The following is a 22,572-nucleotide window of genomic DNA, read 5'->3' on the forward strand; positions in this document are numbered from 1 at the left end:
CAGGATCCGGTATTCGCCCCTCCGCCCCGGGCCCAAGCGAGAGCCTTTCATGAGCAGCCACAGCATCGATGCCGATATCAAGGTCAAATGGGCCGAAGGCCAAAGCGCGTACAGCCCTGGCACGCCGGAAGAGTTGCTGCTGATCGCTATCGACCTACTGGTGCGCGACCGCGGCGCCGAAGCGGCACGCAGCTTCGTCGACCAGGTGCTTGAGCGCTTCGCGCCGCACGCGGCTATTCCAATCGCGCCAAACGGGCGCTAAGCAGGTCGAACAGGCCCTGGGCATCGCCCTGCTCCACCCACATCACATTGGCCGGCTGCTTAAGCACGCCGTACCAGTCGGCAAGGGTCTGGCCGAAGGTCGGGCCTTCGCGACTGTCGATGCTCATGTGGATGCGCCGGCCGCTGAACAACTCGGGTTTTAGCAAGTAGGCGATGACGCTGGCGTCATGCACCGGGCCACCGGGCATGCCGTACAGGTCCATGTCGTGGGTGATGTAGGCGTTGAGGATATCCACCACCCGTTTACTGGCCTGATTGTTCACGGCGGCCAGTTGCTTGAGGCGAGCGTCGCTGGTCAGCAGCTTGTGGGTGACGTCCAGCGGCAGGTAGGTGAGCTGTACACCACTGGCCAGCACCACTTGGGCCGCATGCGGGTCGGCGTAGAGGTTGAATTCCGCTGCCGGGGTGATGTTGCCGCCGTTGAAATGGGCGCCGCCCATGACGACCACTTGCTTGATGCCTTTGGCGATTTCCGGGCGTTGGACCAGTGCCAGGGCGAGGTTGGTCTGTGGGCCCAGCATGGCCACGGTGATGCTGTGCGGTTTGGCGGCGCCGAGGGTGTCGACCAGATATTGCACGGCGTTGCCTTGGGCCAAGGGCATATTCGGTTCGTGTACGCGGACGCCGGTCAGGCCTTCTTCACCGTGGACGTCGGCGGCGTAGATGGGCGTGCGTACCAGCGGGCGGGCGGCACCGGCGTAGACGGGGATGTCTTCACGGCCGGCCCATTCACGGGCCAGGCGCGCGTTGCGCGAGGTTTTGTCCAGCCGCACGTTGCCGGCCACGGTGGTGATGGCGCGGATGTTGAGCTCGTCGGGCGAGGCCATGGCCAGAAACAGCGCGACCACGTCGTCGGCGCCGGGGTCGGTGTCGATGATCAGGTCGATCGGGGCGGCCTGGAGGGTGGTGGCGGTGGCCATGAGGGCGAGTCCTTGTAGCAGCGGTTTGAGCATGGGGTGGCACTCCTGTTGCCAGAGCATAATTATTCAGGCAAACCACAGGGATCTGCGCTGGCCAACAAAACGAGCTAGAACGTAACGCCAGAGATCAGGGCGATGTTGCTGTAGGGCTGGCACTCTCCCGTACGCACCACGGCGCGGGCACTGCGCGACAGCACTTTGAAATCTTCGTGGCTCAGCCATTCCCGCTTGCCCAGCTTGCCTTTCAACCGCTCGATCTCGACCAGTGCCGGTGGCACCACTTTCTGCATTTCTTCGGCCAGTACATGCCGCTCTACCTGCAGCTCGCTCAGCACCGCCCGCAAGACACTGGCGAAATCCGGCAGGCCTGGCGTAACGGCCAGGTCGATCAGTTCCACACCTGGCGGTACCGGCAGCCCGGCATCGCCGATCACCAGAATGTCGCCATGCCCCATGCCTGCAATGGTCCGCGACAGGGCAACGTTCAGCAACGGGGTTTTCTTCATGGCGTAAGCTCCGCCAGATAGGGAATCGATGGCTGTGCACCGGCGCGGGTAACCGACAATGCCGCCGCACGCTGGCCAAAGGCGATGGCCTCGCCCTCCGCCAAACCCCGAACCAGACCGGCGGCGAAACCACCGATGAAGGTGTCGCCGGCGGCAGTGGTATCCAGCGGCTGCACCACAGGCGCCGGGAAATGCTGGTGGCCCTGTTCAGTCACCAGCAAGGCCCCTTGAGCCCCCAGGGTGATGATCACTTTACCTGCCCCCATCTGCCGCAAGCGTTCGCCTGCGCGCCGGGCACTGTCCTGGTCGGTTACCGGCATGCCAGTCAGGGTTTCAGCCTCGCTTTCGTTGGGCGTGAGGTAATCGATGCGGGCGAACCACTCCGCCGGCAAGGGGCCGGTGGCAGGCGCCGGGTTAAGAATGACCTGCTTGCCCAGCTCACGCGCCCTGGCCAAGGTCCAGGCCACGGTGTCCACCGGCACCTCAAGCTGGCAGATGACCACCTCGGCCGCTTGCAACAGTGCATCGAAGCGCTGTACCGACTGTGGCGTCAGCAGGCCGTTGCCGCCGGGGATGATGACGATGCAGTTCTGGCTGGCCGCATCCACGGTAATCAGCGCCACACCACTGGATACCCCAGGGCAGCTACTGACACCCTGGCAGTCGATGCCCTCGACATACAAGGCACGGTGCAACTGCCGGCCATAGTCATCGTCACCTACATTACCGATCATGGCCACGCTGCCGCCCAGCCGCGCCACGGCCACAGCCTGGTTGGCGCCCTTGCCGCCCGGCACGGTGAAAAAGCTCTCGCCGGGAAGGGTCTCGCCGGCCCGGGGCAAGCGCTGGGCGCGGGCCACCAGGTCCATATTCAGGCTACCCACCACCACGACCTTGGCACTCATGACATATCCTTAGCGTTAGCGGTAATCGTTGAAGAGGTCCGGGCGTGGCCCGGTGGATTCGCGCAGCACGATACGCGGGGGGACGATGCGTTGCTCTGCCGCGCCTTGCCGGGGTGCCGCGATGCGTGCCAGCAACAGCGACGCGGCATTTTCGCCCAGCTCTCGGATGGACTGGCCCACGGTGGTCAGCGGCGGGTACACATAGCGGCTGAGCTCGATATCGTCGAAGCCGATCACCGACAGCTCACCGGGTACATTGATATTGCGCTCGGCGGCCGCACGCAGCACACCAAAACCGATCATGTCGTTGCCGGCAAAAATCGCCGTTGGCCGCTTGCCCTCCAGCACCTGCGCCGCCGCCGCATGGCCGCCGGGGCTGGTGAAGTCGCAGTGCAGCACACGATTGCCCTGCACCTGTGCCCCGGCCCCGGCCATGGCCCGACGGAAGCCGCTCAGGCGCAGCTGGGTAACCCCGGTTTCGGCGGGGCCGCCGATGTAGGCGATATCTCGATGCCCCAGTTCCAGCAAATGCCGGGTAGCCAGATAGGCGCCCTGCTCGTGGTCGATGCGCACCAGGTCGGCATCGACGCCTTCCAGCTCGCGGTCGACGATCACCATTGGCGTGCGCACGCTGGCCAGGCTTTGCAGCAGGTCACTGTCCTGACCTACCGACGCCACCACCAGGCCGTCGATGCGCTTTTCCAGCAGCACGCGCAGGTAGCTGCGTTGCTTCTGCGGGTTGTCGTCGGAGTTACACAGGATCACGCAGTAGCCGTTGCGCTCGCAGGCGTCTTCGATACCCCGTGCCAGCTCGGCGAAGTACGGGTTGACGCTGTTGGGCACCAACAGGCCGATGGTGGCCGTGCTGCGCGCCTTGAGCGAACGCGCCACCGCGCTGGGCACGTAGTCCAGTTCGAGGATGGCGGCTTCGACCTTAAGCCGCACGTGTTCGCTGACGGGTCGGGTCTTGTTCAGCACATGGGACACGGTGGTGTAGGAAATGCCCGCCAGTGCCGCGACGTCTTTGATGGTTGCCATGTTGTCAGTTCCGCCGGCCTGCGCGCCGGCTACGGTAGGTGTCGAGCACCACGGCGATGACGATCACCGCCCCGGTGATGATGCGTTTGGTCGGTTCGCTGGCACCGATCTGCGCCAGCCCGGCGGCCAGCACCGAAATGATCAGTACGCCAAAGAAGGTGCTGATGACCGAGCCGCGCCCACCCATCAGGCTAGTGCCACCGATGACCACGGCTGCGATCACCTGCAGCTCCAGGCCGGAGCCGGCATTAGGGTCGGCCGCCTCCAGTCGAGAAATCTGGAACAGGGCGGCCAGGCCGGCGAGCAGGCCCATCAGGGCAAATACCAGCACCTTGTACGGGCGCGGGTCGATACCGGCCAGGCGCACGGCCTCTTCGTTGGTGCCGATGCCGATCAGGTAGCGGCCGAACACGGTACGAGTCAGCACCAGCTGGGCTAGCACGATGACCAGCAAGGCAATGATGAACGCTGGCGAAATGCCAAAGGCGACCGGGTTGGAGAACCAGGCGTAGGCATCGCCGATATAGGCGGTGCGCGAGTCGGTGAACTGGTAGGCCAGGCCACGGGCCATCTCCAGCACGCCAAGCGAGACGATGAACGACGGAATGCGCCAGGCTACGGTGACGCCACCGGTGATGCTGCCGGCCAGCGCGGCCACAGCCATGCCCAGCAGCGCCGAGGGCAAAACGCCCCAGCCCCAGCCAAGAATCGCCACGCTCACCGTGGAAGCCGCCAGCGCCAGCACCGAGCCCACCGACAGGTCGATGCCGCCGATGATCAGCACGAAAGTCATGCCCACCGCCAGTACCATCAGGTCGGGAATCTGGTTGGCCAGGGTGCTGAAGGTGTTATACGACCAGAAGTGGCTGCTGAGGAACGAGAACAGCACGATCATCGCCAGCAATGCGCCGGCCAGGCCCAGGTAGGTGCCCAGGCCAAAATAGGTGCCACTGCGGCGCACGGGGGCGGCGCCCTGGCTGTTTAGCGGGGTGGTTTTCATGCATCCATCCTGGGGGCTGCGTCGTGCAGCAGTGCGTCACGTTTCTGATAACCGGCAAAGGCGGCGGCCAACAGCTGGTCCTGGCTCCAATGATCGCGGTCGAAGGTGTCGATCAGGCGACCGGCAGACAGCACGGCGATGCGGTCGCAAATCAGCATCAGCTCGCGCAGGTCGCTGGACACCACCACCAAGGCCTTGCCCTGGCGCGCCAGTTCGGCCAGCAGGCCGTAGATGTCGAACTTGGCGCCGACGTCGATGCCACGGGTGGGCTCGTCGAACAGCAGCACCTGGCAGTCGCGCTCCAGCCAGCGGCCGATCACCACCTTCTGCTGGTTGCCGCCCGACAGCTCGCCCACCACTTGCTGCGCGCCGGCACTGCGTATGCGCATGGCCTGGATCTGGCGCTCGGCCAGGGCCTTTTCTGCCTCGCCATCGAGTATGCCGGCCCGCGATACCGCGCCCAGGTTGCCCAAGGCGATATTGGCGCTGATCGACTGTGTCAGCAGCAGGCCTTCGCCTTTGCGGTCTTCCGTAATCAGCGCGATACCCGCCCGCACAGCCGCCTTGGGCGAGTCGATGTTAACGGCCTGGGGTGGCTGGCCTAGCGCAATGCTGCCGCTGTCGGCGCGATCAGCACCGTAGATCAGGCGCAACAGCTCGGTGCGGCCGGCACCTATCAGGCCGGAGATACCGAAGATCTCCCCTGCCCTGACTTCGAACGACACGTCGCGTACCTTGTCGGCGCGGCTGAGCTTGTCGACCTTGAGCAAGGGCGCGCCAATCTGCCTGCGGCCCAGGTCGATATGCTCGCCCAGCTCGCGGCCGACCATCAGGTTGACCAGCTCGGTACTGCTGTAGCGCTGGATCGGCTCGTCACACACCAGCTTGCCGTCGCGCAGCACGACGATACGCTGAGCCACCCGCTGCAGCTCTTCAAGGCGGTGCGAGATGTAGACAATGGCCACGCCACGTTCACGCAGACGCTCGATCTGGGTGAACAGCAACTCCACTTCGCGGGCGGTGAGCATGGCGGTGGGTTCGTCGAAAATCAGCACACGGCAGTCGCCGATCAGGTTGCGGGCGATCTCGACCATCTGCTGGTGGCCGATGCCCAGCTCACCGACCGGCGTATCCGGGTCGATGGCATCGAGCCCGACCTGCGCCATGGCGGCCGTGGCCAACTGGCGCAGGCGCTTCTGGCTGATCCAGCCGAAGCGGCTGGGCAGGTTATCGAGGAACAGGTTTTCCGCCACGGTCAGCGTGGGCAGCAGGTTCAGCTCCTGCATCACCATACGCACACCCAGGCGCTCGGCCTCGCTGCGGCTGCCGGGCGCGTAGGCCTGGCCGCGGTAGGTCATGTGCCCGGTGGTCGGGGTTTCCAGGCCACTGATGAGCTTGGACAGGGTGCTCTTGCCCGCACCGTTTTCACCGGTCAGGGCCAGCACTTCGCCGGCCCGCAGGTTCAGGCTGACCTCGCCGAGCACAGGCTGGGCGTAGGTCTTGCCCAACCCGCTGGCGGCGAGTACCACTTCGTTGGCCGATGCAGGCATGGCCGTTTCTCCTGCCAGCAATCAGGGCTTGGTGATGAGTTGGATCGGGGTCTGGATGACGTTGTCGGCATCCACGTCCGGCTTCTCGCCCTTGACCATTTTCAACGCCGCCTGAATGCCGTACACCGCCTGCTGGCTGGCCGCCTGATCGAGGGTGGCGAGCACACGGCCATCCTTGAGCATGGGCTTGATGGCGTTGATGTTGTCGTAGCCCACCACTTGCACTTGGCCAGTCTTGCCGGCAGCGCGCACGGCCGACACCGCGCCCAGGGCCATGCTGTCGTTGCCGGCCAGCAGGGCTTTCAGGTCGGGGTATTCGTTGAGCATGGAGGCAGCGACGGCGTTGCCCTTGTCGATCTCCCAGTTGCCGCTTTGCACCGAGACGATCTTCATCTGTGCGGCGTCCATGGCGTCCTTGAAACCGGCGGTGCGCTGCTGGGCATTGGTGGTGGTCGGCACGCCTTCGATGATGCCGACCTGGTCACCGGCCTTGAGTTTCTCGTTGGCCAGGTAGTCGCCGACCAGGCGCGCGCCCTTGCGGTTATCGGGGCCAACGAAGGGCACACTGATGCCTTTGCTCTTGAGCAGTTCGGGGTCCAGGCGGTTGTCGATATTGATCACCACCACGCCCTGGTCCATGGCCTTTTTCACTGCGGAGACCAGTGCCTTGGAATCCGCCGGGGCGATCACCAGCGCCTTGGCGCCGGCATTGACCATTTGCTCGACGATGCGGATCTGCTCGCCGGTGTCGGTCTCGTTCTTGATGCCGTTGGCGATCAGGTCGAATTCGTTGGCATGCGCTTTCTGGTAGTCCTTGGCGCCGTCCTCCATGGTGCGGAAGAATTCGTTGGCCAGTGACTTCATCACCAGGGCGACCTTGGGCTTGTCTTCGGCGTGGGCGGCGGAAAACGGCAGGGCGAGGGACAAGGTAGAAACGACAGCGAGGGCCAGCAGACGACCGGGGAACGGCAGTTTCATGGACGATGACTCCGAATCTTGTGTTTTTTATCGGATCGCAAACGTTTGCGCTGCCTAACTATGGAAACAAGACCGGGGTTTGTCAAATCCGTTTGGCGCTCGGTGGGCTGAATGCTCCTGGTGCCGATTATCCAGAATTTTTCCGGAAAACCGAACACCTTTTCCTACGCCTGTTCGGAATTTCGAATGGAATACTGTCACCGTTCGCGGCACAAGGCCGCGCCATCACTCATTCGCACAAGCTGGTATGAAACATGCCTTGAGTCCTGTGCGACATACAAAAAATCTCACTAGGAAGAGAGAGAACAATAACGATGAATGCTGTACTCAAAACCTTCGCCCCCAGCGCCCTCGCCCTGCTGCTGATCCTGCCCGCCACCACCTCGGCCAAAGAAGCCGAAACCCAGCAGAAGCTGGCCAACGTGGTTATCCTCGCCACCGGCGGCACCATTGCCGGCGCTGGCGCCAGTGCCGCCAACAGTGCCACCTACCAGGCCGCCAAGCTGGGCGTCGACAAGCTGATTGCCGGCGTGCCTGAATTGGCCGACCTGGCCAACGTACGCGGCGAGCAAGTGATGCAGATTGCATCCGAGAGCATCACCAACGAAGACCTGCTGAAGCTGGGCAAGCGCGTTGCCGAACTGGCCGAAAGCAAAGACGTCGACGGCATCGTCATCACCCACGGCACCGACACTCTCGAAGAAACCGCCTACTTCCTCAACCTGGTGGAAAAGACCGACAAGCCGATCGTGGTAGTCGGCTCGATGCGCCCGGGCACGGCCATGTCTGCCGACGGCATGCTCAACCTGTACAACGCCGTGGCCGTGGCCAGCGACAAGCAATCGCGCGGCAAGGGCGTGCTGGTGACCATGAACGACGAAATCCAGTCCGGCCGTGACGTGAGCAAGTCTGTCAACATCAAGACCGAAGCCTTCAAGAGCGCCTGGGGCCCGATGGGCATGGTAGTGGAAGGCAAGTCGTACTGGTTCCGCCTGCCGGCCAAGCGCCATACGGTCAATTCCGAGTTCGACATCAAGCAGATCAGCAGCCTGCCGCAGGTAGACATCGCCTATGGCTATGGCAACGTGACCGACACGGCCTACAAGGCGCTGGCGCAAAACGGTGCCAAGGCACTGATCCATGCCGGTACCGGCAACGGCTCGGTATCGTCGCGCGTAGTGCCGGCGCTGCAGGAGCTGCGCAAGAATGGCGTGCAGATCATCCGCTCGTCGCACGTCAACCAGGGTGGTTTCGTGCTGCGCAACGCCGAACAGCCGGATGACAAGAACGACTGGGTCGTGGCCCATGACCTGAACCCGCAAAAAGCGCGGATTCTGGCGATGGTGGCGATGACCAAGACCCAGGACAGCAAAGAGCTGCAGCGGATCTTCTGGGAGTATTGATCGTTCCGCCCTCAGGGCCGGTTCGCCGGCTCTGGGGGGTATTACGCTGCCTTGGGAGGGCTCAGGGCGCGATGCGTTTCAGGTCATTCAACAACCCCATCAGCTGCTGCAGTTTCTCTTCGCCAAACTGCGCCTGAATCTTCTGGTAATTGGCTTCCATCCCCTCCTTCATCGAGGCAAAGCACGCCTCCCCGCGCTCGGTCAGCGTCACGAAAACACGTCGCTGGTCCTGCGCGGCCTTCTGCCGCCGCACCAGCCCGTCGCGCTCCAGCCGCCCCAGCACCCCGGTCATGCTCGGTTTGAGGATGCAGGCCAGCTCTGCCAGTTGGTAATTCTCCAGCTCACTATGCTGCTTGAGGATGCGGATCACCCGCCATTGTTGCTCGGTCAGGTCGTGCTCGTTCAACAACGGCCTGAAAAATGCCATTGCGGCTTCCCGGGCCTGCAGAAGGCTCAGCGTGAGCGAAGGTTGCGTCTTGGTCATGGTCAAGCCTGTGGTTTTTCTCTGTTCACGAATTTAAGGGCATGCACGATGGAAAGTGCAATCTGTTCCACGGAAAACCCATTCAAGCCTGGCGCGCGTGCTGCGACCATCCGCTGCAAACAACAACACATCCCGGGTACGCTGCCATGGCCCCTTCACTGCAAGCCCGCCTGCCGCTGGCGGTACTCCCCGGGGGTGAGCTTGGCATAGCGGTTAAAGAAACGGCTGAAATAGGCCGGGTCTTTGAAGCCGAGCTGGTAGCAGATTTCGTTGGCCGTGCTGCCAGAGAACAACAACAGGCGCTTGGCTTCCTGCATCAGCCGCTCCAGTACCAGGCGCTTGGACGGCAGGTCGGCGATGCGTCGGCACACGTCGTTCAGCCGCGCCTCGGTCACGCCAATTTGCTGCGCGTAGCGGGCCAGCGGCCAGTGCTCCAGGTAATGTGCTTCGATCAGTGCATTGAAACGGTGGAAGATCTTCAGGTCTTCATGCCGGGCCGGGGTCGACTCCAGCGAGTTGGGGCACAAGCGCAACAGGCTGATCATGATCAACCGCGTCAGCGACTGCATTGCCGCCTCGCGCCCCGGCTGTTGCGTGGCAAATTCGTCGCTCAACGCTTCCAGCCAACCTTGCAGGCGCTGCGCCTCGGCTTGGTATTCGGTCGGCAAATTACCCAGCGCCACACAGGCCGGCTGCACCTGCATGCCTGCCGGCAGCAGGCTGGCATCGGCTTCAATCAGTTGCCACACCAGTTGCTGGCGCACGGTCAGCACATGCCCGTCGCTGTCCGCCTCGGTGACGAAAGCATGGGCCACGGTCGGCGGCGTGAGAAAAAACATTGGCCCCGATTCGATGTACTGCTGGTCATCCAGATACACGCGCACCGTGCCCGACTTCACGTAATGCACCTGAAAAAACCGGTCATGCCGGTGCACCGGCATGTTGCGCCCGAAAAAGCCCGCCAGGTTGCCCAGCCGGTCGTAATGCACCTCGCTATCGCTGTAGCGCTGGTCGTAGACCTGGCCGATGTTGATATTCGGTATCGGATGCCGGTCGCTCATGGCTGCTTGCTCGCAAATCGCTTGACCCTGTTGACGATGGCCCATGGTGCACCGCCTTGTCGGCAGGCGCCACTGGCCACCCCTTGACCATCGTTAACATATTAACTATAACATTAACACATTAACAAAATCCGCAGGACGGCCACCGCCCTGCACTGCCAGGAGAAGAGCATGAGCCATGCCCTGCATGACGTTGCCAGCGGCACTCTGTTCGGCGTCGCGCTGAACTACCAGGGTTTGCTGCAGCAGCACCACGCGGCGTTCGTCGAAGCACCGTACAAGCAGTTGCCGGTCAAGCCGGTGCTGTTCGTGAAAACCCCGAACACCCGCAACCAGCACGAAGGCCAGGTCGTATTCCCGGCCGGCGTGCAGCGCCTGCAACCTGGCCCGGCGCTGGGCGTGGTGATTGGCAAGGACGCCAGCCGCCTCAGCGTGGCCGATGCCCTGAAACATGTGGCGGGCTACACCATCGTCAACGAAGTCAGCCTGCCCGAAGACAGCTACTACCGCCCGGCCGTCAAGGCCAAGTGCCGGGACGGCTTCTGCCCCTTCGGCCCCAAACTGGTACCGGCCAGCCAGGTGGCCAACCCCGATGCCCTGGGCCTGCGCCTGTTTGTGAATGGTGAACTGCGCCAGCACAACAACACCGCCAACTGCGTGCGCACGGTGGCCCAGCTGATTGCCGAAATCAGCGAGTTCATGACCCTGCACGCCGGCGACATCCTGATCACCGGTACCCCCGAGGGCCGCGTCGATGTACAGCCAGGCGACCGCGTCGATATCGAGATCGACGGCCTGGGCAAGCTGACCAACCACATCGTCGCCGAGTGAGGAGTTACCTGTGAAACACGCCCGTATCCAGTTCGACGGCCAGGTTCATGACGTTACTGTCGAAGGCGATCACCTGCGCCTGACCGACGGCCGCCTGGTCCATCAAGACCAGGTCACCTGGCTGCCGCCCGCCACCGGCAGCATGTTCGCCCTGGGCCTGAACTACGCCGACCACGCCAAGGAGCTGGCCTTCGCTCCGCCCACCGAACCCCTGGCCTTCATCAAGTCGCCGGGCACCTACACCGGCCACAACCAGGTCACCTGGCGCCCGGACAATGTCGAGTACATGCACTACGAGTGCGAGCTGGTCGCGGTCATTGGCAAGGCGGCGAAAAACGTCAAGCGTGATAACGCCCTGGACTACGTAGCCGGTTACACCGTGTGCAACGACTACGCCATCCGCGACTACCTGGAAAACTACTACCGCCCCAACCTGCGGGTGAAGAACCGCGACGCCACCACCCCAGTCGGCCCGTGGATCGTCGATGCCGCCGATGTGCCGGACGTGAGCAACCTGAAGCTGCGCACCTGGATCAATGGTGAGCTGAAGCAGGAAGGCACCACCGCAGACATGATCTTCGACATCCCGCACCTCATCGAATACTTCTCCAGCTTCATGACCCTGCAACCGGGCGACATGATCGCCACCGGCACGCCGGAAGGCCTGGCCGACGTGGTGCCGGGAGACGAAGTGGTGGTGGAAGTGGAAGGCGTCGGTCGCCTGGTCAACCGTATCGTCAGCGAAGCTGACTTCTTCAAGAACAACAAGGCATGAGCAGCATGATCAAGCACTGGATCAACGGCCGTGAGGTCGAGAGCAAAGACACCTTCGTCAACTACAACCCGGCCACCGGCGATGCCATTGGCGAAGTTGCCAGCGGCGGCGCCGAAGAAGTGGCCCAAGCGGTGGCTGCAGCCAAGGAAGCCTTCCCCAAGTGGGCCAACACCCCGGCCAAGGAACGTGCGCGCCTGATGCGCAAGCTGGGTGAGCTGATCGACCAGAACGTGCCGAAACTGGCCGAGCTGGAAACCCTCGACACCGGCCTGCCGATCCACCAGACCAAGAATGTGCTGATCCCGCGTGCTTCGCACAACTTCGACTTCTTTGCCGAAGTGTGCACACGCATGGACGGCCACACTTACCCGGTCGACGACCAGATGCTCAACTACACGCTGTACCAGCCAGTGGGTGTGTGTGGCCTGGTGAGCCCGTGGAACGTGCCGTTCATGACCGCCACCTGGAAGACCGCGCCGTGCCTGGCACTGGGCAACACGGCGGTATTGAAGATGAGCGAACTGTCGCCGCTGACCGCCAACGAACTGGGCCGCCTGGCGGTTGAAGCCGGCATCCCCAACGGCGTGTTGAACGTGATCCAGGGTTATGGCGCTACCGCCGGCGACGCGCTGGTCCGCCACCCGGATGTGCGCGCCATTTCCTTCACTGGCGGCACCGCTACCGGTCGCAAGATCATGCAGACCGCTGGCCTTAAAAAGTACTCGATGGAACTGGGCGGCAAGTCACCGGTGCTGATTTTCGAAGACGCCGACCTGGAACGCGCACTGGACGCCGCACTGTTCACCATCTTCTCGCTGAACGGCGAACGCTGCACCGCCGGCAGCCGTATCTTCATCCAGGAAAGCGTGTACCCGCAGTTCGTTGCCGAGTTCGCCGCCCGCGCCAAGCGCCTGATCGTGGGTGACCCGACCGACCCGAAAACCCAGGTCGGCTCGATGATTACCCAGCAGCATTACGACAAGGTCACCGGCTACATTCGCATCGGCATCGAAGAAGGTGCACGCCTTGTCGCCGGTGGCCTGGAGCGCCCGGCCAACCTGCCGGCGCACCTGGCCAAAGGGCAGTTCATCCAGCCCACCGTGTTCGCCGACGTGAACAACAAGATGCGCATTGCCCAGGAAGAAATCTTTGGCCCGGTGGTGTGCCTGATCCCGTTCAAGGACGAAGCCGAAGCGCTGCACTTGGCCAACGACACCGAGTACGGCCTGGCCTCGTACATCTGGACCCAGGACATCGGCAAGGCCCACCGCCTGGCACGCGGCATCGAAGCCGGCATGGTGTTCATCAACAGCCAGAACGTGCGCGACCTGCGCCAGCCGTTCGGCGGCGTGAAAGGCTCCGGTACCGGGCGCGAAGGTGGGCAGTACAGTTTCGAGGTCTTTGCAGAGATAAAGAACGTGTGTATTTCCATGGGTAGCCACCACATCCCGCGCTGGGGCGTGTGACCCACTTGCCACCGGGCCAGCCTGCGGCCCGGCGGCCTCACAAGAATAAGGAGTCAAACCATGGGCAAGCTGGCACTCGCCGCCAAGATTACACATGTCCCCTCCATGTACATGTCCGAACTGCCAGGCCCACGCCAGGGCTTTCGCCAGGCAGCCATCGACGGGCATTACGAAATCAGCCGCCGCTGCCGCGAGCTAGGCGTGGACACCATCGTCGTGTTCGACACCCACTGGCTGGTCAACGCCAACTACCACGTGCTTTGCGGCCCGCACTTCGAGGGCGTGTACACCAGCAACGAACTGCCGCACTTCATCAGCAACATGCCCTACGCCTTTCCCGGCAACCCCGAGCTGGGCAAATTGCTGGCCGAGGAATGCAACCGCTTCAATGTCGAGACCATGGCCCACCACGCCACCACCCTCGCCCCGGAATACGGCACCTTGGTGCCGATGCGCTACATGAACCAGGACCAGCACTTCAAGGTGGTTTCGGTTTCGGCACTGTGCACCTCGCACTACCTGGCCGACAGCGCCCGCCTGGGCTGGGCCATGCGCAAGGCAGTAGAAGACCATTACGACGGCACCGTGGCGTTCCTGGCCAGCGGTTCGCTGTCGCACCGCTTCGCGCAGAACGGCCAGGCGCCGGACTTCGCCACCAAGGTGTGGAGCCCGTTCCTGGAAACCCTCGACCACCGCGTGGTGCAAATGTGGCAGGACGGCGAGTGGGATGCCTTCTGCGGGATGCTGCCGGAGTATGCCGCCAAGGGCCACGGCGAAGGTTTCATGCACGATACGGCCATGCTGCTGGGTGCGCTGGGCTGGTCCAACTACGACGGCAAGGCCGAAGTGGTGACGCCCTACTTCGGCTCGTCCGGCACCGGGCAGATCAACGCGATTTTCCCGGTCACCCCGCAGGATGGAAAGTCCATCCCGGCGGCGCAGGCTGCCAACCCGGCTGCGGTGGTGTCGACCAGCCGCTTGTAACTCACCTGTCTGTGGCTGGCCGCCCACGGATGGCCAGCCGCGCCTCACCGAGGAAGCGCCCATGCCACACCTGGTTCTGCTCTACACCCCCGACCTGGAAACCGACGCCGACATCCCCGGCCTGTGCCGTGCCCTGGCCGACACCATGCTGGAACAGCGCGATGCCGAGGGCAAAGCGGTGTTCCCCACCGGCGGCACCCGCGTGCTGGCCTACCCCGCCACCCATTGCGCGGTGGCTGACGGCAAGGGCGATTACGGGTTCCTGTACGCCAACCTGCGCATGGCCACCGGCCGCAGCACCGAGGTGCACAAGGCAGTAGGCGACAACCTGCTGGCGGTGTTGAAAGCCCGCCTGGACCCACTGCTGCAACAGCGCCCGATCGGCATCACCGTGCAGATCGACCACAGCACCGCCCAGGTCTACGACGCCAAGCACAGCACCTTGCACCCACTGTTCAACCGCTAGCGCGCCGGTTCAAAACCACGCCCTCCCTGACTCATTACAGAACAAGTACAAAAACATGAGCACACTCGAACACGCCTCGCCGCGCGAGGCACACGTTGAACGGGCCGAGAGTACCCATCGGGCAGTCACCTGGCGGCTGATGCCGTTGCTGCTGGTGTGTTACCTGTTCGCCCACCTGGACCGCATCAACATCGGCTTCGCCAAGATGCAGATGAGCCAGGACCTGCACTTGTCCGACACGGTCTACGGCCTGGGCGCCGGGCTGTTCTTCATTGCCTATGCGCTGTTCGGCGTACCCAGCAACCTGATGCTGGACCGCGTCGGCCCGCGCCGCTGGATCGCCTGCCTGATGGTGGTATGGGGGCTGTTGTCCACCAGCATGCTGCTGATCGAGAGCAGCAGAGCGTTCTACATGCTGCGCTTTGCATTGGGCGCGGCCGAGGCCGGGTTCTTCCCAGGCATTCTGGTGTACCTCAACCGCTGGTACCCGGCCGGGCGCCGTGCCCAGATAACCGCGCTGTTCGCCATTGCCGTGCCTTTGGCCGGGGTGGTTGGCGGGCCGGTGTCCGGGGCTATCCTGGCCTTCATGCATGACACCGCCGGCCTGCGTGGCTGGCAATGGATGTTCCTGCTCGAAGGCGCGCCGGTGGTACTGCTGGGCCTGGTGGTGCTGGCTGTGCTACCGGAGCATTTCGAAAAAGTACGCTGGCTGAACGATCAGCAGAAAGCCACGCTGCGCGCTCAGTTTGGCGAGGAAGAACAGCGCAAGCCGGTCACCTCGTTCAGCGCCATTTTCGCCAGCCGGGCCCTGTGGCTGCTGGTGGCGGTGTATTGCGCGGTGATGCTGGCGGTCAACACCCTGGCGTTCTGGATGCCCAGCCTGATTCACAGTGCCGGGGTGGGCAGCGATGCCAACGTCGGCCTGCTCAGCGCCGTGCCATACCTGGCCGGCTGCGTGTTCATGCTGGCCTGCGGCCGCTCCAGCGACCGCCTGCGTGAACGCCGCTGGCACCTGTGTGTACCGCTGCTGATGGCAGCCACGGGTATCGCCATTGCTGCGATTGCCCCCGAGCAGGCGCTGCCGGTGATGGCCGGCCTGGTGCTGGCCGGCATGGGCGCCAGCGCCGCACTGCCGATGTTCTGGCAACTGCCACCGGCATTTCTCAATTCACGCACCCAGGCTGCCGGCATTGCCCTGATCAGCTCGCTGGGCAGCATTGCCTCGTTCTTCACGCCTTACTTCATCGGCTGGGTACGTGACACCACCCACAGCGCCAGCCTGGCCCTGTACGTACTGGCCATGTTCATCGCCCTGGGTGGCCTGCTGGTGCTGCGCACCCGGGCCGCCATCGTCAACCCTTGAATCAAGAGACCTCCCCCATGCTAGACAACGCTTTTATCCAGCACGCCGCCGAACGCCTCGACCGGGCCGAACGCAGCCGCGAGCAAGTGCGCCAGTTCTCGCTGGATCAACCGGCCATTACCATCGAAGACGCGTACGCCATCCAGCGCGCCTGGGTGGCGAAAAAGATCGCCGCCGGCCGCAAGCTGGTAGGCCACAAGATCGGCCTGACCTCCCGCGCCATGCAGGTGTCGTCGAACATCACCGAGCCCGACTACGGTGCCCTGCTCGATGACATGCTGTTCGACGAAGGCAGCGACATCCCCTTCGAGCGCTTCATCGTGCCGCGCGTCGAGGTGGAGTTGGCGTTCATCCTCGGCAAGCCACTCAAAGGCCCCAACGTCACCGTGTTCGACGTGCTGGATGCCACCGAGTGGGTAATCCCGGCACTGGAAATCATCGACGCGCGCATCCAGCAGGTCGACCCGCAAACCCAGGCCACGCGTAAGGTGTTCGACACCATTTCCGACAACGCGGCCAACGCGGGTGTGGTCATGGGGGGCCGCGCCGTGCGCCCTACCGAGATCGACCTGCGCAAGGTGCCAGCCGTGCTTTACCGTAACGGCGTAATCGAGGAGTCCGGGGTCAGCGCCGCCGTGCTCAATCACCCGGCCAAGGGCGTGGCCTGGCTGGCCAACAAACTGGCCGCGTACGACGTCACCCTGCAACCTGGCCAGATCATCCTGGGCGGCTCGTTCACCCGCCCGGTCGCTGCACGCCCTGGCGACACCTTCCACGTCGACTACGACATGCTTGGCTCCATCGCCTGCCGCTTCGTTTGAGGACCTGCCCATGGACATGCCCATCAATCACTTCAAGCAACGCCTGCGCAGCGGCGAGCCGCAGATCGGCCTGTGGCTGGGTCTGGCCGATGCCTACTGTGCCGAGCTGGCCGCCAATGCCGGTTTCGACTGGCTACTGATCGACGGCGAGCACGCGCCCAACGACCTGCGCGGCATGCTGGCGCAGTTGCAGGCGGTGGCGCCCTACCCCAGCCAAGCGGTGATCCGCCCGGTGATCGGTGATACCGCGCTGATCAAACAAGTGCTGGATATAGGCGCGCAGACCTTGCTGGTGCCGATGGTGGAAAGCGCTGAGCAGGCGCAGCAACTGGTGAAGGCCATGCATTACCCACCCAAGGGCGTTCGCGGGGTGGGTAGCGCACTGGCGCGGGCTTCGCGCTGGAACAGCATCCCCGGTTACCTGGACCAGGCAGACGAGCAGATGTGCCTGCTGGTGCAGATCGAGAACAAGGAAGGCCTGGCCAACCTGGACGAGATCGTTGCGGTGGAAGGTGTGGATGGCGTGTTTATCGGGCCTGCGGACCTGAGTGCGGCCATGGGGCACCGGGGCAATCCTGGGCACCCTGAGGTGCAGGCAGCGATCGAAGACGCCATCGTGCGTATTGGCAAGGCGGGCAAGGCTGGAGGCATTCTAAGTGCCGACGAGAAGCTGGCACGGCGTTACATCGAGCTGGGCGCGGCGTTTGTGGCGGTGGGGGTGGATACCACGGTGCTGATGCGCGGGCTGCGCGAGTTGGCGGGGAAGTTCAAAGGTACGCCACTGGCTGGTAGTACTGGGGGTGGTGTCTACTAAGACCCTCTGGAGGATGGCACCGGCGCAGCCGGTGCCATCTCCAACGATGTTCAGATATTGATGAGGGCCTTGAGCACGGTCTTGAAGGTATCCAGCTGGTCTTCACTGAACTGTCCGAACACCTTGTCCTGCTGCTCCCGGGCAATGGTCCACAAGGCCTCGGTCTCGTCCACCCCCTTCACTGACAACCGTACCCGCCCGTCGTCATCGGCAATCAGCCCTTTGCGCTTGAGGTTGGCCACCGCCTCCTCGATCTCCCGCGCCGGCATCGCCACTTCCCGTTGCAGGTCGTTCAGGCTCAGCCCCGCATCGTTCTCCAGCACCATCAACATGCGCGCCTCACTGGTCCGCAGCCCGGTGCACAGTTGGCGTGGCTGATAGTCAGCCTGGTACGCCCGCAATGCCTGGGTCATCAGGTAGTAAAGGTTGTGCTGCAAGCGGCCCTGGAAGTGGCTGCTCGGTGCCTGCCCCTCTGCGCGCTGGGTCATGCGGGTATGCGGCAGTACCATGGAATAGGCGCCCTGGTGGTACAGCAACGGCGAGCGGCCGAAATCGTCGAAGGCCACCACCTTGCCTACCAGAATCCAGTGATCGCCACCGTCCAGCTGCTGGTACTTTTCGCACTCGAAGCGTGCCGCACAGTCGGCAAACAGCGGCGCACCACCTGCGCCCGTTTCATAGTCGATACCGGCAAAGCGGTCTTCCTTCGGCCGGGCGAAGTTGTTGGAAAGGTCGATCTGGTCAGCCGCCAGAATGTTCACGGCAAAGTGCGAGGCTTCTTCGAACACCTCATGGCTGGTCGAGCGCTTGTCGATGCTCCACAGGATCAGCGCCGGGTCCAGCGACACCGAGTTGAAACTGTTGGCAGTGACGCCGGCCTTGCGGCCACTGGGGCCGGCGGCGGTCACCACGGTCACGCCCGTGGCGAAGTTGCCCAGGGCGCGGCGGAAGGCACGTGAATCGAAGGTTTCGTTGGACATGCAAAGCTCCCGGGCAGGCTTGGCAGCCTGCCCTGATTGTTGTTGTGCTTATGGGGATGGTTAAAGAGCTGGCGGCTCAGACCATGGCCGGGTCGGGCTCCAGGCCCATCAGCTCACGGCCGAGGATTTGCGAACACACGTCGTAGTCGGTGTAGGCATGGGCGCCGGTCATGTGCGAATCGCGGAACAGCCGCTGCAGTTCGTTGCTCTCGAACCAGGCGCCACCGCCCGCCGCTTCCATCAGCCGGTCGACAGCCTGGATGCACATCTTCACCGCATAGCCCTGGTTGGTGCGCCAGAACGCCAGCGTGCCCCGCGTGGGGTATTCATGGCGGGCGCTGTACTCGGCAATCTCGTCCCAGCTCTTTTCCAGCAGCGCGCGGGCGGCGGCCACCTGGTGGGTGGATTCGGCCAGGCGCATCAGCGCCGGGGTGGCGGCGCCCACCGCTGCACCGGTGTAGGCCCGCACGCGGTTACGGGTTTTCTCGCGGAACACCTCCAGCATGCGCTCGGTAACACCCAGGCTGACGGTGGAGAAGCCACTGGCGAAATACGGGCGGTACGGGGCGAAGAAAATCTTGCTGTCGGGGTACAAGCCAAAGCCTGCCGACTTGCCCTCCATCATGTCCTTGGCCTTCTGGATGCGATGCTCGGGCACGAAGGCATCGCGCACGATCAGGGTCTTGCTGCCACTGCCGCGCATGCCAACGGCATACCAGTCATCACGGATTTCATAGTCGCTGCGTGGCAGGATGGCGAAGCAGTAGTCCTGGCTGCCTTCGGCATTCTTGCGGCGGAAACCGAGGATCGCCCATTCGGCGTGATCGCAACCGGAGCTCCAGCCCATCTCGCCGCTGAACAAAACCCCACCCTCGACCTCTTCGGTACGGCCGAACGGCGCGATACTGCTGCTGGCGGTGGCATCTGGGTCGGCGCCCCACACTTCTTGCTGCAGCTTGGGCGAGAACATCGCCATCTGGTGGCTGTGGGTGCACAGCAGGCTCATGGCCCAGGCGGTGCTGGCACACGCACCGGCCAGCAACGCGATGCACTGGGCGAATTCCGGCAGGGTGATTTCCATACCACCGTAAAGTTTGGGCAAGAAAGCGCGGTGCATGCCGATGCTTTTCAGCAAGGCAATGTTCTCTGCCGGCACACTGCGGTCCTGTTCTGCGCGCATGGCGTTGGCGGCAATGGTCGGCAGGATGGACTTCAGGTCTTCCAGCAGCGGGTTTGGCTTTTTCATGAACGGTCTCTTTCTTATTGGATTCGAAGACGCGATCAGTATGTGAGCCGTGATTGGGCGGCGGAATGCACGTTCCGAGGGGAACATTGCACTTTCCATGGCGCTGTCAAATTGCCCTGCGACAAGCATTGACCCGTGCATTTTCGATCACCACAATCCCCCTCGAGACGCGCGCGGGCCACCGCGCCCCTGACGGAGCGATGCAGTTGAAAGACCTTTCCCCTTCTGCGGTGCGTGTGTGCGATGCCGCCGTCGGCCATTTTGCCGAGTACGGCTACGACGCCTCTTCGCTGAACGAAATCGCCCAGCTGGCCGGCATGCGCAAGGCCTCCCTGTATGCCCACTTCGCCAACAAGGATGCCTTGTTCTTGGAAGTGTTCCAGCGGGCGCTGGTGCAGGAAACGGCCTTTGTCGAGCACGCCTTTGCCCAGGAAACCCGCGACGGCCTGGCACCCGGTCACTGGCTGGCCTTGCACCTGGCAGACCGTTATCGCGACTCGGCCGAACTGCGCTTTGTGCTGCGCACGGCGTTCCTGCCCCCGGCAAGCATCAAGCCGGTTGTCACATCGGGCTTCGAGCACTACCTGGACGGCATACGTGCGGGGTTCTGCCAGGCCCTGCAAGTTCGCCACGGCTGGGCAGAAAGCCGGCTGGCACTGTATGCCGATGCCTACCAAGGCATCATCGACAGCCTGTATGTGGAACTGATGTACGCAGGCCCCGGCGCCTATGAACGGCGCGCGGCAGCGCTGCTGAAAGTGCTGGAAGATTCGCTGTCGCTCAACCCCTGACGCCGGGTGCGTCAGGGTTTTATCTTTCTCATTTCATCCAGCAGCTGCATCAACTGCTGCAGCTTGTCCTCGCCGAACTGGGCGATGATCTTGTCGTAGTTGCGCGCCATTTCCTCGCTCATCGCCAAGAATGCCTGCTGGCCAACGTCCGTCAGGCTGATGAACACCCGGCGCTGATCTTCCGGCGACTTGCGCCGCCCCACGATGCCGTCGCGCTCCAGACGCTTGAGCACCCCGCTCATGCTGGGTTTGAGGATACACGCCAGTTCGGCCAGCTGATGGCTTTCCAGCTCACCTTGCTGGCGCAGGATACGGATTACCCGCCATTGCTGCTCGGTCAGGTCATGGGCATTCAACGCCGGGCGGAAGAACGCCATGGTGGCTTCGCGCGCCTGCAGCAAGGTCAGGGTCAGGGAGGGTCTTGGTGTGGTCATGCGAGCTCGTGGGGCTGAGAATAGCAAACCGGCGAGTATGCCAGTGCAGAATCATTAATACATTAATAGAATGGTTTCTACCCATTTCGTTGCAGCAACGCCCGGGCGCCCCTCGAAACGGCCTTATCACCCTTTCAATTCAGCAGGCTGCGACATGATCACCCTCGAAAGCCCCACCTACTACTCGGCGACCAAGAAGTACAACCTGAGCTTCCCCACGCTGGAAAGCGACATCGAGGCCGATGTCGTGGTGATCGGTGGCGGCTTCTCTGGCATCAATACCGCACTGGAGCTGGCAGAAAAAGGCGTGACCAATGTCGTCGTGCTCGAAGCCCGCTACCTGGGTTATGGTGGTACCGGGCGCAACGGCGGACAGATCATGGCAGGCATAGGCCACGACCTGGAGAAGATCCGCAGCAGTGTCGGCGACCAGGGTGTGAGAGACATTTTCGAGATCAGCGAACTGGGCGCCGGCATCATCAAGGCGCGCATCGCCCGCTACGCCATCGACGCCGACTTCTGCCACGGCTACGGGTACATGGGTTTCAACCGCCGCCAGGAACAGACCCTGCGCCAATGGGAAAAGGCATTCAAGGCGATCAACACACACGACGAAATCCGGTTTCTTGGCGGCAGTGAAGTGCGCCAGATCATCGGCAGCAATGCCTACAGCAGCGCCCTGCTGCATATGGGCGGTGGCCACGTACATTCACTCAACCTGCTGCTGGGCGAGGCACAGGCACTGGTCGGCCATGGTGCGCGCATCTTCGAACACAGCCCCGCTCTGGAAGTGACCTACGGCGAGCGTATCAAGGTGCGCACTGGCCGCGGCTCGGTACGCGCCAGCAAGCTGCTGTGGGCCTGCGACAGCTTCCTCAACAAGCTGGAGCCAGAACTGCACGCACGCACCATCAACACCTATGCCTTCCAGATGATGACCGAGCCATTGGCGGACGAGCTGATCGAGCGCATCAGCCCAATTCGCGGAGCCTACAGCGATATTCGCCCGGTGATCGACTACTACCGGGTCACCCGCGAAAACCGGCTGCTGTTTGGCGCCGCCACGCCCTTTATCGAGCACTTCCCGCGGGACCTGAAGGCCTGGAACCGCGCCCTGATGCTGAAGATTTTCCCCTACCTGAAAGACGTGCGCATCGACCTGGCCTGGGGTGGCCCGATGGCCACCAGTGCCAACCTGTTCCCACAGATCGGCACCCTCAGCAACCGGCCCAATGCCTTCTATGTGCAAGGCTATTCGGGCTTTGGCGTCACGCCCAGCCACATCATTTGCAAAGTCCTCGCCGAGGGCATGCAGGAAGGATCGAAACGCTATGACCTGGTCAGCTCGGTCAAGCATGCGCGCATCTTCGGCAAGGACCATTTCCGCCCGCTGCTGCTCACCGCCGGCAAGACCGTGCACCAGCTGTCGGGCTACTTCAACGGCCGTCGCTGAACCTTTTAACAGCGAGGCGTT

At 63.2% G+C, this 22,572-nt stretch carries 24 protein-coding genes; 12 read left to right on the forward strand and 12 right to left on the reverse strand.

Going from position 1 to position 22,572, the window contains the following annotated elements:
- The first annotated feature begins 49 nt into the window (after positions 1-49).
- On the forward strand, positions 50-262 hold the full coding sequence (locus D906_RS00575) for a hypothetical protein (RefSeq protein WP_016711342.1): 213 nt from the start codon (positions 50-52) through the stop codon (positions 260-262).
- Here the strand turns inward: D906_RS00575 and D906_RS00580 are convergent.
- The 7 genes from D906_RS00580 to D906_RS00610 form a co-directional block, all read right to left on the reverse strand.
- Positions 234-1,235: a nucleoside hydrolase gene (locus tag D906_RS00580; RefSeq protein ID WP_019096812.1), complete on the reverse strand. Its 1,002-nt coding sequence runs from the start codon at positions 1,233-1,235 to the stop codon at positions 234-236. The two genes, D906_RS00575 and D906_RS00580, sit on opposite strands and share 29 nt — an antisense overlap.
- A 74-nt stretch (positions 1,236-1,309) precedes the next feature.
- Positions 1,310-1,708: a D-ribose pyranase gene (rbsD, locus tag D906_RS00585; RefSeq protein ID WP_016711344.1), complete on the reverse strand. Its 399-nt coding sequence runs from the start codon at positions 1,706-1,708 to the stop codon at positions 1,310-1,312.
- Positions 1,705-2,613 carry a ribokinase gene (rbsK, locus tag D906_RS00590; protein WP_027615008.1) on the reverse strand — a complete coding sequence of 303 codons (909 nt, stop codon included), beginning with the start codon at positions 2,611-2,613 and terminating at the stop codon, positions 1,705-1,707. Before rbsK ends, rbsD begins: the two co-directional genes overlap by 4 nt.
- 15 nt (positions 2,614-2,628) lie before the next feature.
- Entirely contained in the window at positions 2,629-3,651 is a 1,023-nt protein-coding gene (locus tag D906_RS00595) for a LacI family DNA-binding transcriptional regulator (protein WP_019096814.1), read from the reverse strand.
- A gap of 4 nt (positions 3,652-3,655) precedes the next feature.
- Positions 3,656-4,651, reverse strand: a complete 996-nt coding sequence (locus tag D906_RS00600; RefSeq protein WP_025752781.1) for an ABC transporter permease — start codon at positions 4,649-4,651, stop codon at positions 3,656-3,658.
- Positions 4,648-6,201 carry a sugar ABC transporter ATP-binding protein gene (locus tag D906_RS00605; RefSeq protein WP_027615009.1) on the reverse strand — a complete coding sequence of 518 codons (1,554 nt, stop codon included), beginning with the start codon at positions 6,199-6,201 and terminating at the stop codon, positions 4,648-4,650. Before D906_RS00605 ends, D906_RS00600 begins: the two co-directional genes overlap by 4 nt.
- 21 nt (positions 6,202-6,222) lie before the next feature.
- The gene (locus tag D906_RS00610; RefSeq protein WP_025752785.1) at positions 6,223-7,179 is read right to left on the reverse strand and encodes a sugar ABC transporter substrate-binding protein; all 957 of its coding nucleotides are present in this window, start codon (positions 7,177-7,179) and stop codon (positions 6,223-6,225) included.
- 314 nt (positions 7,180-7,493) lie between these two features.
- Between D906_RS00610 and D906_RS00615 the strand changes: the two genes are divergently transcribed.
- Entirely contained in the window at positions 7,494-8,582 is a 1,089-nt protein-coding gene (locus D906_RS00615; RefSeq protein ID WP_027608857.1) for an asparaginase, read from the forward strand.
- A gap of 61 nt (positions 8,583-8,643) precedes the next feature.
- Here the strand turns inward: D906_RS00615 and hpaR (D906_RS00620) are convergent, their stop codons facing one another.
- Entirely contained in the window at positions 8,644-9,066 is a 423-nt protein-coding gene (gene hpaR / locus D906_RS00620) for a homoprotocatechuate degradation operon regulator HpaR (protein WP_027615010.1), read from the reverse strand.
- Between the two features lie 155 nt (positions 9,067-9,221).
- Positions 9,222-10,127, reverse strand: a complete 906-nt coding sequence (gene hpaA / locus D906_RS00625) for a 4-hydroxyphenylacetate catabolism regulatory protein HpaA (protein ID WP_025752791.1) — start codon at positions 10,125-10,127, stop codon at positions 9,222-9,224.
- A gap of 171 nt (positions 10,128-10,298) precedes the next feature.
- Here hpaA and D906_RS00630 point away from each other — a divergent pair, with 171 nt between their 5' ends.
- The 8 genes from D906_RS00630 to hpaI all read left to right on the forward strand — a co-directional run bounded on the left by D906_RS00630 (position 10,299) and on the right by hpaI (position 17,647).
- A complete protein-coding gene (locus D906_RS00630; RefSeq protein WP_027615011.1) occupies positions 10,299-10,958 on the forward strand; it encodes a fumarylacetoacetate hydrolase family protein in 660 nt (219 codons plus the stop codon).
- 10 nt (positions 10,959-10,968) lie between these two features.
- Entirely contained in the window at positions 10,969-11,733 is a 765-nt protein-coding gene (locus D906_RS00635; protein ID WP_019096820.1) for a fumarylacetoacetate hydrolase family protein, read from the forward strand.
- Between the two features lie 5 nt (positions 11,734-11,738).
- Positions 11,739-13,199: a 5-carboxymethyl-2-hydroxymuconate semialdehyde dehydrogenase gene (gene hpaE / locus D906_RS00640; protein WP_025752796.1), complete on the forward strand. Its 1,461-nt coding sequence runs from the start codon at positions 11,739-11,741 to the stop codon at positions 13,197-13,199.
- A gap of 60 nt (positions 13,200-13,259) precedes the next feature.
- Positions 13,260-14,183 carry a 3,4-dihydroxyphenylacetate 2,3-dioxygenase gene (gene hpaD, locus D906_RS00645; RefSeq protein ID WP_019096822.1) on the forward strand — a complete coding sequence of 308 codons (924 nt, stop codon included), beginning with the start codon at positions 13,260-13,262 and terminating at the stop codon, positions 14,181-14,183.
- A gap of 61 nt (positions 14,184-14,244) precedes the next feature.
- Positions 14,245-14,649 (forward strand): 5-carboxymethyl-2-hydroxymuconate Delta-isomerase, encoded by a 405-nt coding sequence (locus D906_RS00650; protein ID WP_019096823.1) that lies wholly within the window; start codon positions 14,245-14,247, stop codon positions 14,647-14,649.
- A gap of 55 nt (positions 14,650-14,704) precedes the next feature.
- Positions 14,705-16,012, forward strand: coding sequence for an MFS transporter (locus tag D906_RS00655; RefSeq protein WP_019096824.1), 1,308 nt, complete (start codon positions 14,705-14,707; stop codon positions 16,010-16,012).
- Positions 16,013-16,029: 17 nt separating this feature from the next.
- Positions 16,030-16,833, forward strand: a complete 804-nt coding sequence (hpaH, locus tag D906_RS00660) for a 2-oxo-hept-4-ene-1,7-dioate hydratase (RefSeq protein WP_019096825.1) — start codon at positions 16,030-16,032, stop codon at positions 16,831-16,833.
- Between the two features lie 10 nt (positions 16,834-16,843).
- Positions 16,844-17,647, forward strand: coding sequence for a 4-hydroxy-2-oxoheptanedioate aldolase (gene hpaI, locus D906_RS00665; protein ID WP_019096826.1), 804 nt, complete (start codon positions 16,844-16,846; stop codon positions 17,645-17,647).
- A 50-nt stretch (positions 17,648-17,697) separates the two neighbouring features.
- On the opposite strand, the gene D906_RS00670 is transcribed toward hpaI, so the two are convergent.
- Complete coding sequence (locus D906_RS00670) at positions 17,698-18,627, reverse strand: p-hydroxyphenylacetate 3-hydroxylase reductase component (RefSeq protein ID WP_019096827.1); 930 nt, start codon at positions 18,625-18,627, stop codon at positions 17,698-17,700.
- Positions 18,628-18,703: 76 nt separating this feature from the next.
- The gene (locus tag D906_RS00675) at positions 18,704-19,873 is read right to left on the reverse strand and encodes a p-hydroxyphenylacetate 3-hydroxylase oxygenase component (RefSeq protein ID WP_027608856.1); all 1,170 of its coding nucleotides are present in this window, start codon (positions 19,871-19,873) and stop codon (positions 18,704-18,706) included.
- 200 nt (positions 19,874-20,073) lie between these two features.
- On the opposite strand from D906_RS00675, the gene D906_RS00680 reads away from it, so the two are divergent.
- Positions 20,074-20,664, forward strand: a complete 591-nt coding sequence (locus D906_RS00680) for a TetR/AcrR family transcriptional regulator (protein ID WP_019096829.1) — start codon at positions 20,074-20,076, stop codon at positions 20,662-20,664.
- An 11-nt stretch (positions 20,665-20,675) separates the two neighbouring features.
- Here the strand turns inward: D906_RS00680 and hpaR (D906_RS00685) are convergent, their stop codons facing one another.
- Complete coding sequence (gene hpaR, locus D906_RS00685; RefSeq protein ID WP_019096830.1) at positions 20,676-21,098, reverse strand: homoprotocatechuate degradation operon regulator HpaR; 423 nt, start codon at positions 21,096-21,098, stop codon at positions 20,676-20,678.
- Between the two features lie 154 nt (positions 21,099-21,252).
- On the opposite strand from hpaR (D906_RS00685), the gene D906_RS00690 reads away from it, so the two are divergent.
- Complete coding sequence (locus tag D906_RS00690) at positions 21,253-22,551, forward strand: FAD-binding oxidoreductase (protein ID WP_019096831.1); 1,299 nt, start codon at positions 21,253-21,255, stop codon at positions 22,549-22,551.
- The last annotated feature ends 21 nt before the right edge of the window (positions 22,552-22,572 follow it).

It is taken from the genome of Pseudomonas sp. LAIL14HWK12:I1, assembly GCF_003202095.1.
Classification (GTDB): domain Bacteria; phylum Pseudomonadota; class Gammaproteobacteria; order Pseudomonadales; family Pseudomonadaceae; genus Aquipseudomonas; species Aquipseudomonas monteilii.

Coding starts and splice junctions, on each gene's coding strand:
- hpaR (WP_027615010.1), bottom strand. CDS start 9,066: ATGACCAAGACGCAACCTTCGCTCACGCTGAGCCTTCTGCAGGCCCGG.
- rbsD (WP_016711344.1), bottom strand. CDS start 1,708: ATGAAGAAAACCCCGTTGCTGAACGTTGCCCTGTCGCGGACCATTGCA.
- D906_RS00675 (WP_027608856.1), bottom strand. CDS start 19,873: ATGAAAAAGCCAAACCCGCTGCTGGAAGACCTGAAGTCCATCCTGCCG.
- D906_RS00600 (WP_025752781.1), bottom strand. CDS start 4,651: ATGAAAACCACCCCGCTAAACAGCCAGGGCGCCGCCCCCGTGCGCCGC.
- D906_RS00690 (WP_019096831.1), top strand. CDS start 21,253: ATGATCACCCTCGAAAGCCCCACCTACTACTCGGCGACCAAGAAGTAC.
- hpaR (WP_019096830.1), bottom strand. CDS start 21,098: ATGACCACACCAAGACCCTCCCTGACCCTGACCTTGCTGCAGGCGCGC.
- D906_RS00670 (WP_019096827.1), bottom strand. CDS start 18,627: ATGTCCAACGAAACCTTCGATTCACGTGCCTTCCGCCGCGCCCTGGGC.
- hpaA (WP_025752791.1), bottom strand. CDS start 10,127: ATGAGCGACCGGCATCCGATACCGAATATCAACATCGGCCAGGTCTAC.
- hpaH (WP_019096825.1), top strand. CDS start 16,030: ATGCTAGACAACGCTTTTATCCAGCACGCCGCCGAACGCCTCGACCGG.
- D906_RS00630 (WP_027615011.1), top strand. CDS start 10,299: ATGAGCCATGCCCTGCATGACGTTGCCAGCGGCACTCTGTTCGGCGTC.
- hpaE (WP_025752796.1), top strand. CDS start 11,739: ATGATCAAGCACTGGATCAACGGCCGTGAGGTCGAGAGCAAAGACACC.
- D906_RS00595 (WP_019096814.1), bottom strand. CDS start 3,651: ATGGCAACCATCAAAGACGTCGCGGCACTGGCGGGCATTTCCTACACC.
- D906_RS00615 (WP_027608857.1), top strand. CDS start 7,494: ATGAATGCTGTACTCAAAACCTTCGCCCCCAGCGCCCTCGCCCTGCTG.
- D906_RS00575 (WP_016711342.1), top strand. CDS start 50: ATGAGCAGCCACAGCATCGATGCCGATATCAAGGTCAAATGGGCCGAA.
- D906_RS00650 (WP_019096823.1), top strand. CDS start 14,245: ATGCCACACCTGGTTCTGCTCTACACCCCCGACCTGGAAACCGACGCC.
- rbsK (WP_027615008.1), bottom strand. CDS start 2,613: ATGAGTGCCAAGGTCGTGGTGGTGGGTAGCCTGAATATGGACCTGGTG.
- hpaD (WP_019096822.1), top strand. CDS start 13,260: ATGGGCAAGCTGGCACTCGCCGCCAAGATTACACATGTCCCCTCCATG.
- D906_RS00680 (WP_019096829.1), top strand. CDS start 20,074: ATGCAGTTGAAAGACCTTTCCCCTTCTGCGGTGCGTGTGTGCGATGCC.
- D906_RS00610 (WP_025752785.1), bottom strand. CDS start 7,179: ATGAAACTGCCGTTCCCCGGTCGTCTGCTGGCCCTCGCTGTCGTTTCT.
- D906_RS00605 (WP_027615009.1), bottom strand. CDS start 6,201: ATGCCTGCATCGGCCAACGAAGTGGTACTCGCCGCCAGCGGGTTGGGC.
- hpaI (WP_019096826.1), top strand. CDS start 16,844: ATGGACATGCCCATCAATCACTTCAAGCAACGCCTGCGCAGCGGCGAG.
- D906_RS00580 (WP_019096812.1), bottom strand. CDS start 1,235: ATGCTCAAACCGCTGCTACAAGGACTCGCCCTCATGGCCACCGCCACC.
- D906_RS00655 (WP_019096824.1), top strand. CDS start 14,705: ATGAGCACACTCGAACACGCCTCGCCGCGCGAGGCACACGTTGAACGG.